We start from the raw sequence: 13,476 nt of genomic DNA, 5'->3' as shown, positions 1-13,476 counted from the left end.
TATTCACATTATAAGTATGATCCCTTTCAAAATTGAATGCCGGGTATTAATTACTTGTATTTACCGATACGAATCATCGAGATACAATAGTAATTATTTTAGGGAAAATCAAAAAGATTGAATGGGGAAACCTTGAAAGTGTTCAAACTTTGAAATAGCATATAATAATTGTTCATTGGGATTTAGGACCCAACATTAATTGAATATTTTGAACACTTCATTAAAGCAATATTCAGGATAATATTTAGAAATTAAAGATTTATTCACAGGGGATGATATAAAAAATACTGTACTTTCATTTTCTTTTTTAGAAAAATACTCGCTGGAATACAAATTCATTTCTGTTCGTCCCCTTTGCAAGCTCATTCCCCCCAGACATCTGCCTGATGAAAAGATTGACTCACGATTTAATCTTTTTCCATGGACGAAAACCCATTGCTGGCGAAGCTGGCAAAACTTTGCGGCGATATTACGCTGACCAATAATTCAAACAGTGACGAAATTCTCCGACTGCAGCAAATCTTAGCTACTGCTATTATCAACGATCCATCTTTGCCAGTAAGCAGTTCCCAGGTTGGAGAATTCCAGGTCGGAGAAACCCGGATTGGAGCAATCAATTTTGGAGAATCATTTAGTATTTCAACGCAGCAGTTGCCTGCTACAGAGCTGCAGCAATTGAGCAGTGTACTGCAGAGGGTCAAAGAAACACCACAGGCAATTGATACGACCATCCGGGTTTTTCGACGGGAATTGCCTTTTATCAGCAGTCAACAAAAAGGCAGTGTGCCCGATTGGGGTAGAGGTGGAGAAATAATCGAAACCCTTGGGCCTTTCTTAAACAACGAGGGCGCCGTGTCTGGTTTGATATTTTCCGCATCATCCCTGTAGTACAGGTATGGATGCAGGGAGGACTAAGGCCATTTATGTTACTTCCTTTGCAAGTGCGAAGCATTCCGGTAATTACTGGCCCACGCGAATACAAAATTCCAAAAGGCAGCGTGTGGATCAGTGCTGACTTATTTACTGATTCATCACCGGATAATCTTTATTGCGGATTAACCATTGCCGAAGGTGAAATAAATCTCAGTGGTGTATTAAATGTTACTACCGATAATAAATTAATCGTACTCGTAGGAATGACGGCGTCTGTTCTGTTAAATCTCGAACAGAAAGTTATAACTGAAACCTCACCGGATAACAATGGCATAGATATAACAGAAGCAGTTATAGAACTGCCTAAAACCCTGAAGTTCTCAATCAGCCATACAGGGCGTACCATTGAAGCAGCTGCTGCAGCATGGAATTTATATGGCCAACCTATTGCTTTCACTTATGATGCATCAAAGCCGCCGCAATGGAACCCTGAACTTAACCGCGTAACAATCTCTTATAAAACTGATGCAACAGAATTTGAAATAAGGCAATGCAAGAGCCCTGTCTGTGCAATCAGTGGCAAAGCCCGGATCGCAGACGCAGCCTGGGCTATATCAGCAGCTGCTATTGATATAGCCGCACCGGTACAGGCTGATGGAACCGGTGCAATGGCCATCGGTTTGTTACAGGGATTAGATATAAGTTGGGCAGGCTTGAAAGACGCAGCCCTCGAGGAAAAAAGTAGTGTACAGGTGCGCGTAAGTTCAATTCAAATACTGATGGCATACAATATGGCATCACCGGCTGGAAGAATAAAGACGTGGAAAAAATGCTGCTTGACCTCGGCTTACCGAATGACAGTAATCTGAGTGTATTGGCTGTTGAAATGTTGCCGACCTATGAAAAATTCTGGAGCAGGAGCCCATTGACAGGCAACGAAAACCCAACCTTTAGCCGCGTAATTCCTGGACTTGGTTTATTGAATTTAAAACAAGGGATGAGTATTCAGTATTTTAGAAATGCGGTTGGAGAGGTAGACAGGGGAGCCACAGAAAGACAACAAAAACTGGAAACCCAACGTCAGTTGCGTATGGAAGAGGGGTTTATCAACCAGGCTGAAGGGGAAGAATCGGTCCGGCCGTTGACAGCAGAGCTAGGTAGCCAACGCATCTTAAGAACCAGTACGCTTGTGCCGGTGCCTGAAATTTGTTGTAGCGAGTGAAGTGTTACTTTTGTACCGCACCCATACAATAAAAAGAAATTTTATGCAAGCATTTGATACTGTTTCCCAGGCGCTCACTGAGTTAAAAAAGCAAGGCTATACGGAAGATTTCAATCTCATGGAGGAATGTTTAGAATGTCGCGATGGACAATACCGGGTAACTCCTGAAGAGTTTGTCGTCGATGATTTTTATCGCTTTGAAGGTGAATCAGATCCCGCAGATGAATCTATTGTTTATGCTATTTCCGCTCCTAAATATGGTTTGAAAGGTGTGCTTGTTGCGGCTTTCGGAATTTATAGCGAATCAGCAACAGACCAGATAATGGAAAAACTGAGAATAAAACGGTAAGGAGCAGATCAATCTCTAAGAGGAACGGATCAATCTCTAAGATTGCTATCCAGTTCTTTTATGGCAATATTTCGATACCGGTGTGTTGCACCCGGAGCCCATAGGGTGAGGCCATTCCATTCGCCGGCAGCCGGCGAAAACAAAGTAGTCCAATGTGATTGTAGTCCGATCATACCCTGTGTTGCACCTGCGATAAAATCATTTTTCGGTTGCTTGACATCCCACATCTGTACTCCATTTATCCAAAGTGTTATATGAGGTACCTCTCCCACCATTCTTATCCTATACGAATTCCAGTTATTCTTTTTCCATATTTCAGCACGGCCCTTACATGTTGCTGCCTTGCTGATCTGTAATCTTTCGCCCAATAAATTGCCCGTGGTATTAGCTGTTTCATCCAGTTCAACCTGGTAAGCAATGCCACTTTCTGATGAACGAATAAATATTCCTCCATTTGTTAAGGAATCAATCCTGGCTTCAAGATAAACTTCGAAATTTTTATACTTTTTGTCCGTTAATAAAACGCCTCCCTGTCCATATGGCTTTTGCCTTACTACCATTATTCCATTTTCCACCCGAAAATCAGGAGTGGTGCCCTGGTGTGTTGTTCTACTTATATGCCATCCTTTTAAATCTCTGCCATTGAAAATAGATTTAAAACCCACCGGTATCTGTGCCTGGGACGTTCGCGCAGCAAGAGCGCAAAATGCGACAGCAAAGATTTTTAGTATTGGTATTAGAGCATTTTGTTTTGTCATTTTTAATATCAAATGATGAAGGTAGTTTAGTTCGCTTCCATTACCAGTCGAAAACCAATATCAAATCCATTGCCCGGCCCTGCAGCATGAGTCATATAAGTGGCATTTTTTACATCGCCTGTAAATGAAGATCCTTTTAGCACATGTTCTTTACCTGATTTCGGAGATACACGATCTGCAAATATTTTTTCATTGTAAAAGTCCTGCACCCATTCCCATACATTACCAAGCATATCATATAATCCCCAGGCATTGGGTTTTTTTGTTCCGATTATGGCGGTCATTGTTCCACCCAGCACTGCGCTGACCTGTATTTCTTTCCATGATATATCATCCAATGCTCCTGCCCTGGCCGCATATTCCCATTCAAATTCTGTTGGCAATCGATATTTATGCTTTTTATCCAGTGCATTCAGTTTTTTTATGAAGGCCTGTGTATCGTTCCAGGTAACATTATCTACAGGATGTTTTGCTGTGCTGTCATTTTGAAAAACGGAGGGATTGTTGCCCATAACTTTTTGCCATTGTCCCTGGGTTATTTCATAGCTGCCGATATAATAACCATTATCAATCATTACAGTAAAACCAGGCATCGCATCTTTGCCGGCCATTTCTTCTGATGTCCTGTTCAGTTGTTCAGGAAGAGGGTTGCCTTTAAAATCTTTTTTGCCAACAGTTGGTTGAAATTTACCAACAATCATTTTTCCAGGTTTGATCAACACGAATTTCATTCCAATATCATTTGTGTAAGCAGGCTCCTGTGAAAATAAATTGCAGGTGATGAGACTACAGGTCATAAACAGAAATAAAAGTGACACCATTCTTTTCATTATCACTAAAATGTTTTTCATTATCACCAATCGTATTAGAAGTATATTAGAAAACGTTTTTTAACTGAATGATCTTCGACAGAACGATATTTGACGGAACGTTCTACCGCGTAACGGTATTTGATTTTACTTTTTCAATGAATACTTCCCATCAGCGCTTCTTATCCCAGTTTGTATTTTCGGCGCGGCCCAGTTTAAAAATTTCCAGCATCTGCAAAGTGGCCCCGGCTTCCAAAGGTGGCAATAATTTTTTTGGCGTAGTTGCACGAACGGTTTTCACTTCTTCCTCTGTAACAATTGAAGACTTGTTGCCAAGCTCGCTGCTATTGCGAATATAACTTAGTACAGAAGCGATCCATTTGTCGTCATTACCTGCCATGGAAGGCATTGTATTTGGATAAGTCTTACCATCGATTGGTCCCTGCAACCCTAAGAGTAACAACTGTATATTCATGATCTTATCCCCCCGTACCCTTGGTGACCCTGCAAGTGGCGGCGCAGGCATATCTTTCCCACCAATAGTGATGCCTTTGCCATCGGCCCCATGACAACTCGCGCAAAGCTGTTTAAAAATCTTTTCTCCATTCAATACCAGCTCTCTGTCCCCGCGGCTAAGATTTTTTGTTCTTTTTGCTTCTTCATTTTTTGTTTTTTCTGCCTGCACAAAAGTTGCAAATGAAAACTGCATCATCTCGTTGTTTTTATTTGCCGCCAGCAACTTATCCATAATGCTTCTGGCTTTTTGGGAGTTATGTCCACGCAGTGATAAAGACAATTGGATCCGCACATCAGCACTGGGATCATCTTTCAGTTTGTCAAGCTCTTCGAGTATTGCCGGATCATTTTGGTTTATATACAGCTCACTTATCCATACAGCAGTTTTCCTTACCTGTGCCGAAGTATCACCAAAGGCTTTTATTAGAGTTGGCTTGTCAATAGCTTCCAATCCTTCAAGCGTCCATAAAGCATGTATCCTTGCAAGTTCACCGGGTTTATGTTGAAGGCCCGCTTGTTTCCCGGTTGCTATTTCTTTGAGAGCAGGTACAACGGAGAGATCGTTATGGAATATAATCAACTGTTGCGCATTGTCGCGCCACCAACCATTTGGATGGCCGAGATAGCTTACCAATTGGCTTACCGGTTCGTTCAACATCTTTGGACGAACTTTGTCAGGTACATAATCATCATGCACCACACGGTAAATACGGCCCATTCCTTTGTTCTTGAATAATTCTTTTTCGGCAATCATTTTACCGAGATAAGAATCAGGTTTTGTCCATTCACTTTCTTGTATGATACCATGATACATATCAACAATATAAAAACAGCCATCAGGACCCGTATAGGTATTTAAGGGTCTGAAATTCATGTCTGCGGAAGCAAGCCAGTCTTTCTGCTTGTAAGCATCTTCAATATAAATCTTACCATCCCTGTTTATCACCTTACCCCTCTTGATGATCCTGCCAACAGGTTCGGGAATAAAATAATCACCCTGCATATCAGCCGGCATCCGGTCTCCGCGAAATATGGATTGGCCACAACCAGAAGTAAATTCTTTTAAAGTATTGTCCTCAGGCCGAAGTGCTGATCTTCCGCCCTGGGCGTCTACGGTTCCGATGATGGGCCAGGGTTTTGTAAATTCCCTGGTATACTGGTCCGCAAAGTTTAGTGCGCCATAGGCAGGCATCTGTTGTATTTGTACTGCGGGCAGTCCCGGACCCGCTTCAGAATAAAACAGACGTCCGAAGTTATCACTGGTAAGTCCCCACTGGCCAATCATGTTGTCAACCATGGTATCGGCTATAAGCATACCATCTTTATATTTATAGCGGAAATTGTCACGTGAAGGATAGATCCAGTTATCAAGGTTCCAGTAGAAACCACCGTTCTGGTGCTCAAGGTTCCTCGAGTCAATCACGTCATTCTTGAAAACGATTTTTTTTTCGTCTGCTTTACCATCATCGTTGGTATCTCTATAACTCCAGATATGCTGTATGTTGGTTACTGTAACCAGTAATTGATCACCGACTGCAAGTATGGTGCGCGGCAATACCAGGCTATCAATGAACACTGTTGATTTATCCATCTTACCATCCCCATCCATATCCTCCAGCAGTTTGATCCTGCTTGTCGGTTCAAATTCACCCGTCGCATTTGCATCCTTCATATAAGTGTTCATTTCGGCAACATACATTCTGCCATTTCCATCCCAGCATAATGCGACTGGTTCCTGCACCATAGGTTCACTCGCAACTAGCTCCATATGAAATCCTGGTGGCAGTTGGGTTTTCCTGATGCTTTCTTCGGGTGATAATGGTTTAACCGGCGGGTTTGTATCAACTACTTTTCTTTCAGAAAATTGTGATGCAGGCTTATCGGTGTTATCGCCTGCACAACTGTACAGAAGTGTAACAAATGTTGCAGATGCTATCAAGATGTTTCTTAGTGGAAAGGCTGTAAAGTTCATATTGACGGAAGCGTTGGATTCGTTATGGCAAAATCAATAAACTCACAATATCGACGCTGATTATTATACAGGATACGGCTTATTAACCAGTAGGTCTGTGTTTAATTAAATATACAAAATTTGCAGGGGAGATTGCTGGTTCACAATACCTGTGGTGTTTCAGAATAAAAGTGGCGTGGCGATTCAGTGTACATTATTTACTATAATAGCATATTTTCCGGATTTCAACCTGATTTGAAATTTTTTATTTTCCAACAAGGTTGAGTCTACATCCTTCTTATTTTTAACAATTTTGCCATCAACACTAATTACAGATTCTTTTTCAGCAGGCACAAAAACGGTAGCCCTGGAATTGGCCGGTATATTCACGATCAGTTCAAATTGCTTTTCAGTGTTTTTCCATTCGCTTGTGATAAGACCGTATGGTGAGTTAAAACATCCTTTCACATAACTGAGATCTCCTACTACTTCCGGCTTTATAATGATGTCTTTATATGCAACCGAACTATCAGACTGGCTGATTCCGGCAAGCCCATAATAGAACCATTCCATGATATGACCAAGCATCAGGTGATTATTGGAGACTTCTTCCAGCGCCGGCCATGATTCTGTTAATGCGGTAGCTCCTTTTCTTAATTGAAAACCGTAACCGGGCACATCGTCACGGGCATTCATATCGTACAATAACTGTGAAGCACCTGCTTCATGCAATGCTTCAACCAGGAAGTGATATCCAACATCACCGGCGGTTAACTTTTTGCCGGTTATGTTTATAGAATCCACCATATTTTTAAATACCGCTGATTTATATTCTTCCTGAACCAGGCCTACAGATATCGGCATTGCCATCGCTGTCTGGCTACCCGTAGAATATATTTTTGTTTCCTGGTTGAAAATTTTTTTGTTGAAAGCGATTTTGATTGCATTGGCTTTCTGGTTAAGCCGTTTTACTTCCTCACTGTTGCCGATTAATGCTGCCATTTTAGCCAGTAGAGAAACATCATAGAAATAAATTGCAGTAGCTGTTAATTCCTTTGGTGTCAGTTGAGCTTCACCGGGAGATTTTGGCCCATAATCGAACCAGTCGCCGAGTCCATGTGAAAGTATATGATTGTCGGATTTGTTTTCCAGGTAAGCGATATATTTTTTCATCATTGGATATGCCTCACTGATAATATTAGTGTCGCCATACCACTTGTAGATCTGCCAGGGCAAAATTACTGATGCGCTGCCCCATTCAGGAGAATCCCTGAATCCACCTTCAAAGGGTACAAACTCCGGAGCAATATCAGGTACAAGCCCATCTGTAGTTTGTGCATCAATCATATTATATACAAGATTTTTGTACAGATGATAGATATCAAGATTGTAGTGAATTGATTTACCCATGAGATAATCCTGTTCGAGCCAACTGAGCTTTTCCCGGTGAGGACAATCTGTAACCACTGATTGAACATTGGATTGAATTGCCCATCTGATCAGCGTGTCGATCCGGTTAAATAACAGGTTCGATGATTGAAAGTTCCCTGATTCCGGGGCGGAACTGCTGTTGTGCAGTTCTTTCAGACTAATGAGGCGTGCAACTTCACCGCGATCAATAGACATAGTATCTGGCACTGCACCTTCAACCTGCACATACCTGAAACCATAATAAGTAAAAGCCGGTCTCCAGGTTTCAAGACCATCACCTTTTAATGTATAGATGAAGTAATAAGGCGCGCCTGACGCTTTTTGATTCGGTCTCAGATCTTTATCAAGCAGCTCGGCAGGTGTAAGTTTAATGGTCTGTCCTTTTTTACCTTTAACTTTCAGTTCAATGATTCCTGAAGCATTCTGACCGAAATCATAAACAAAAACATCTTTGACTGGTTGCAGGATTCTTTTTACTTCAAAACTGTCTTTGATAATAACCGGGTAAATAAACTCAGCTTCAAGTATACCTTTGGGAGCTTTTACTGTTAATGCGCTTTTCCAATCTGTATCATTGAATCCTTCCCGGTGCCAGCCGGGCTGTTCGAGCCTCGCATCATAATCTTCGCCACCAAAAATGCTGCTATATGTAATGGGAGAGGGGGAGGTTTTCCAGCTGGAATCTGAAACAACGACCAGCTTTGTTCCATCTGTATATTCGATGTTGAGTTTACAAATCAATTTGGGAAAACCAAATGCCGAGATAATTTTGAAATATCTTTCACGGTTGATATAGTAAAAGCCATTGCCAACAATAACACCGATGGCATTGTTTCCATTTTTTATTTGCCTTGTAATATCGTAGACGTTGTACTGAACCCGTTTATCATAGTAGGTCCAGGCAGGGGCTAAAAAGCTGTTGCCAACTTTTTCCCCATTGATCATAAACTTATATTGGCCAAGTCCTGTAATATATGCGGTAGCTTTTTTTATCTTTTTTGATATGCTGAATTCTTTCCTGAACAAGGGTACAACCGCTCTTTTCATCGCCTTGTTACCAAGTTTTTTTGCATCCGGTGCATGAACCCCGGGAATCACCAGCATTGAATCCGGTAGTTCTTCATACCCGATCCATTGAGCCTGGCTCCAGTCATTTTTGTCAAATAAAGTAGTGGTAAAACTATCTATATAGCTTTTATAAACTTTGCCATGATTGTCCCAGGCCTTTACCGACCAGTAATAAGTTTTGGCTGATAGTAGATTTTTCCCGCCATATGGAAAATTGATTGATTGATCAGTGTTTATCTTACCGCTGTTCCAGACATTAGCTGTGCCTTTTTTCAGCGACAAGTATGTATCACTGAGCATCAACCGGAATGCCGATTGCGAAAAACCATTTTCAGATGTTTTGAACTGCCAGCTAAACCGCGGAGGTTTGTTATCAATATTCCCGGGGCTTTTTCCGTTATTGCAAAGAAGATTAACTATACTGGCAGGCTGACAAAAAACAGGACTGGCATAAAAGGCAAAAGTCATGACAAGCATTAATCTGGACATCTTAAAAGCTTAAGTATACTGAACAATGTACAGATAAACTTATTTAAATTATCCAGTTAACTTATTTAAAAGTCCGGGAATTGAAACTTTTGGAAATATGAGGTTACAATCGTAGTCATTGAAATATTCTTTAACTGAAAACTGGACACTGATACAAAGCTGAATCAAAGCCGGATCAAACCTGTTTCAAACTTGATTCAAACCTGGTCAGTACCAGTTATTAATCAGTCCTTCGCAAACTTTATAATCATCTCGGTGACCTGGAAGCTGCTACGCGCGGGTACCTTATCACCCTGCACAATTATTCGGAAAGGACCTTTATCGATGGGAAGATCGGCGCCATTCGATTTGTCAGCCAGGATAACCAATTTGTCATTAAATCCTTTATCCAGTTCAGCCAGTGAAAAAACTACTTCATAGCCGTCTGAACATTTTATCAGCAGATACTTAGCCAGGTTCTCGCCCCGGAGTTGTTTACCCATAGTGACCCCGGCAAGCTCCAGTATATGTTGAACTGCCACGCCACTATAAGGAACATCTTTGCCATCACGATCTTTGAATATCGCAGTTGTTCGTGCCATTTTTGACAGATCCTCTTTTGTTAGCAGTAATTGCTTTGTTACCTCGCCAGATACTTTTACTGCTGTTTTGGTTGTTGCAACCTGCGCGTAAAATGTTAAAGGCAGAGTAACTAAAAAAGTGAAGAAGCAATGAAAAATGAATTTGCGCATATAGAGGAGTTTAAACATTTTCTTTTATAATTTATGAATCTATCTTATTTACAGGTTCTGATATTGATTTGGCTGCATTTGAATATCGGTTCAAAGGGTCTGTTCAATTATTTAAAAGGATCCGAGAATGAAGGGTCAGAGATAAAGGCAGAATCGGTTAACGCGTTCAAAAATGAAATGAGATCTTCTTTTTCTTTTTTAGTGAGTGCAAGCGACTGCCCCCCGGGAATATTTGAATTATTTTTAAGGAAAGGACTTAATGTGGGAGATTGTTTAATATGTTCATTATAATGATCAAGAACTTCTTCAAGCGTTTTGAAGCGGCCGTCATGCATATAGGGTTGGGTAAGTGCTATGTTTCTTAACGTTACAACCCTGAACCTGCTCTCATCAGCCGGCTGGCCTGTGATCGTTTGTCTATCCTCGTCTGCAGTACCAGGTTCCAAACCATTATTCTGAAAAAGTTCGCTATAGGTTTTTGTACCACCGTGACAATTGCCGCAACCTGCACCCCTGATATATTTTGAAGGATCCGGATTAGTATAAAACAGATGCATCCCATTCTCCTCCGAAGCAGATAGTTTATGGTTGCCCCCCAGGTATTTATCGTAAGGGGCATTTGAAGAGATCAGTGTCCGTTCAAACTGTGACAAGGCATAGGTGATTCTTAATCCTGTTATTTCGCGGGAGCCAAATGCCTTCTCGAAATAAGTTGCATAATCGCCCTTGTCTGAAAGTTTCAATGCGGATACTTCCAGAGACTGACCCATTTCATGTTCACCCGTTAACGGGGTCTCCGCCTGTTTTTCCAGCCCTTTCACCCTTCCATCCCAAAAAAATTGCCTCACCCATAAGAGGTTGCTAAGTGACATGGTATTCCGGGGCTGTTGTTTTCCATCAACACCTTCACTAAAAACTTTTCCATCTGTGAAAGCAAATTTCTGTTGGTGACAAGTAGCACATGATATCCTGTTAGTGGAAGAGAGCAGCGGATCATAGAATAACATTCTTCCCAGTTTGACTCCTTCCTCTGTTGTTGGGTTATCAGCCGGTATCGTAATCCGGTTACCAAAATACGCCGGATAATTAATAGTTAAAGGTGTTGGCTCTTTATACCTATATAAGCTGCCCGCAGTGAGGAAAACTGCCACAATTACCAGGAATAATATGGTAAAGATCCGGCTCATCTGTAATTATAAACGGTATAAAAGATTAACGAAATAGTTGCTGCCAGGCTCAACATAACCTTCTACCAAAGAATAATTTTTATCCGCTATATTGTTTATCCCTGCTTCAACCGAAAACCATTTCCAGACATGCACTGATGCGCTTCCATTCAAAAGGAAGAACGAGCCAGCAACCGCACCATAAGTAGTGGAATACCGTTTTGAGTTGTATTCGGAATTAAATTGTATGGAAACTTTGCCCGGTAATTCGTAATGAACAAAGCCAAATACCTTATTTTTTGGTACATCAGTAAAATGAATTGATTCATCAACCATGTTACGCCTTTCAATAAATGTATAGTTAACACCCGCGCTTAATGTTTTGAGGAACTGGTAAGAAACTGTGGCTTCGACCCCACTGAATTTAGCTTCTCCAACATTTTGCAATTGGCTTTGCCATACATTTCTCACAGGATCCAATTCGACATTAGAAACCATGCTGATCGTATTTTGTATCCTGCTATAAAACAGTGCCGCTTCGAAATTTAACCTGGGAATGATATAACCTTTGTAACCCAGCTCATAGTTCATTGAATACTCAGCTTCCAGGTCTGGATTAGGAACTGCTGTCCCCAGTCGATAAGAATAACGATCCTTCGAAGTCGCAAATCTTGTTTTACGCGCTACGGAAAGATTTATAACATTCATGCCTTTGAAACTGTATTCAATACTTCCCTGTATATTGAACGCGTCGTTTGTGTTTGAAGGATAATCTGTAACCTTTTTTGTTGTAGTGTTATAGTTTTGAGCTTTGAGGCTCGCCCTTTGATTATAACTTATTCCTGTCCGAATAATCAGATGTTGAACTGGTGCGAGCTCATTCTCAATGCCAGCTGTAATGGTTCTGTCAGACATTGTTCTAACTGGTTCGCCCTCGTTGTTTTCGCGATGTACATCGTTTTTGTATTGTAAAGTACCTTTTATATTATCAATTGTTGAGATAGTCTTTCCATATTCAAGGATAGCCCCAAAGCTATAATCATTGTAAAAACTTTTGAATGCATAAGGCCGCGAAATTTTCGAATAGGTTGCGTCATCATATGAGTTCAATTGATTTTTAAACCGGTCATAATAGAATCTCGTTTTAATATATTGTGTGGTGTCTATTACAGTATTTGAAATGAAATAGAGACTTTGTTTGTCCCAATACGGCCATTGCCAGAATCGGGGATTCTTGAATTGGCTGTTAAGCGTATCCTGCCCTGAATAAACGGGAGTGCCTTTTTTCCCATGCTGGTAAATGTAACTAAGCGCGTATTCGGATCTGCTATTCGGGGTATAAGCCACTTTCAGATTGTATTTATCATCAGTATTCCATGAGTTATTGCGCCAGCCTCCTTCTTCAGTTTTAGAAGGCTGAAAATTATCGGATAAAGGAAAAGAATCCCGCTTTAACCTGGAGGCACCTGCCTGGAGGTAAAACTTACCCAGGTTGCTTCCTATGTTGATGTTTGAGCGATAACCGCCAGATAACCATCCTGTGGCGCCATTAAATTCGAATTTACGCACTGGCTTTCTGCTGATGAGATTAATGGCTCCGCCCAACGCGTTAGGGCCGTACAAAACAGAGGTATAACCTTTTGACACATTGATTTCGGCAATATCAAATGTAGTAAATCTTGCCAGGTCAACATAGCCATCATATGGTACATAAACAGGTATGCCATCTATCAGCAGTGGCACCTGCCTCAGGTCAAAACCTCTCAGGTAAATCATAGCTTCATTACGTGGCCCAACCGATGATAAGGTAATACCAGGCAACATATTCAATGCTTTTGAAACATCCGGTTTACTAAAGACTTCCATTTGATGGGCACTGACAAAAGATGAGGCAGGATGGCGCTTTTTCCCCGTTACCACAACCTCTCCCAATCTAAAAGCGTTTGTCGCCATTGAATCTTCTGAATATTGCATAGTGCTATCCTGGCCTGTCACGATTGTTACCAACAAACAACAAAAACAAAATAAAAAAAGTTTCATACCTGGTTTGTATTAAGTTAAAGTCGTTAGCTATTTAAGAATATAACGATATCCACGTAATAAATTTCGTTTT

11 protein-coding genes are annotated in these 13,476 nt (G+C 41.1%); 4 read left to right on the top strand and 7 right to left on the bottom strand.

Annotated elements, in window-relative coordinates:
- Positions 1–420 precede the first annotated feature (420 nt).
- The 4 genes from VK664_RS04265 to VK664_RS04250 are packed head-to-tail and all read left to right on the top strand — an operon-like array spanning position 421 to position 2,444.
- Complete coding sequence (locus VK664_RS04265) at positions 421–888, top strand: hypothetical protein (protein WP_461397372.1); 468 nt, start codon at positions 421–423, stop codon at positions 886–888.
- Between the two features lie 11 nt (positions 889–899).
- Positions 900–1,742 carry a hypothetical protein gene (locus VK664_RS04260; RefSeq protein WP_461397371.1) on the top strand — a complete coding sequence of 281 codons (843 nt, stop codon included), beginning with the start codon at positions 900–902 and terminating at the stop codon, positions 1,740–1,742.
- A complete protein-coding gene (locus tag VK664_RS04255; protein ID WP_461397370.1) occupies positions 1,703–2,095 on the top strand; it encodes a hypothetical protein in 393 nt (130 codons plus the stop codon). Before VK664_RS04260 ends, VK664_RS04255 begins: the two co-directional genes overlap by 40 nt.
- Positions 2,096–2,138: 43 nt before the next feature.
- Positions 2,139–2,444, top strand: a complete 306-nt coding sequence (locus tag VK664_RS04250) for a phosphoribosylpyrophosphate synthetase (RefSeq protein WP_461397369.1) — start codon at positions 2,139–2,141, stop codon at positions 2,442–2,444.
- Positions 2,445–2,473: 29 nt separating this feature from the next.
- On the opposite strand, the gene VK664_RS04245 is transcribed toward VK664_RS04250, so the two are convergent.
- The 7 genes from VK664_RS04245 to VK664_RS04215 form a co-directional block, all read right to left on the bottom strand.
- Positions 2,474–3,202 (bottom strand): 3-keto-disaccharide hydrolase, encoded by a 729-nt coding sequence (locus VK664_RS04245; protein ID WP_461397368.1) that lies wholly within the window; start codon positions 3,200–3,202, stop codon positions 2,474–2,476.
- 26 nt (positions 3,203–3,228) lie between these two features.
- A complete protein-coding gene (locus VK664_RS04240) occupies positions 3,229–4,053 on the bottom strand; it encodes a formylglycine-generating enzyme family protein (protein WP_461397367.1) in 825 nt (274 codons plus the stop codon).
- Between the two features lie 130 nt (positions 4,054–4,183).
- Positions 4,184–6,499 (bottom strand): DUF7133 domain-containing protein, encoded by a 2,316-nt coding sequence (locus VK664_RS04235; protein WP_461397366.1) that lies wholly within the window; start codon positions 6,497–6,499, stop codon positions 4,184–4,186.
- A 183-nt stretch (positions 6,500–6,682) separates the two neighbouring features.
- A complete protein-coding gene (locus VK664_RS04230) occupies positions 6,683–9,466 on the bottom strand; it encodes a family 78 glycoside hydrolase catalytic domain (RefSeq protein ID WP_461397365.1) in 2,784 nt (927 codons plus the stop codon).
- Positions 9,467–9,690: 224 nt separating this feature from the next.
- Complete coding sequence (locus VK664_RS04225; protein ID WP_461397364.1) at positions 9,691–10,197, bottom strand: molybdopterin-dependent oxidoreductase; 507 nt, start codon at positions 10,195–10,197, stop codon at positions 9,691–9,693.
- 107 nt (positions 10,198–10,304) lie between these two features.
- Positions 10,305–11,384: a cytochrome-c peroxidase gene (locus tag VK664_RS04220; RefSeq protein ID WP_461397363.1), complete on the bottom strand. Its 1,080-nt coding sequence runs from the start codon at positions 11,382–11,384 to the stop codon at positions 10,305–10,307.
- Positions 11,385–11,390: 6 nt separating this feature from the next.
- On the bottom strand, positions 11,391–13,403 hold the full coding sequence (locus VK664_RS04215; RefSeq protein ID WP_461397362.1) for a TonB-dependent receptor plug domain-containing protein: 2,013 nt from the start codon (positions 13,401–13,403) through the stop codon (positions 11,391–11,393).
- Between the last annotated feature and the right edge of the window lie 73 nt (positions 13,404–13,476).

Origin of the sequence: Flavitalea sp., from assembly GCF_035489435.1 — a bacterium.
Lineage (GTDB): Bacteria > Bacteroidota > Bacteroidia > Chitinophagales > Chitinophagaceae > DATHKG01.
This window is presented reverse-complemented; position numbering and strand designations above follow the sequence as displayed.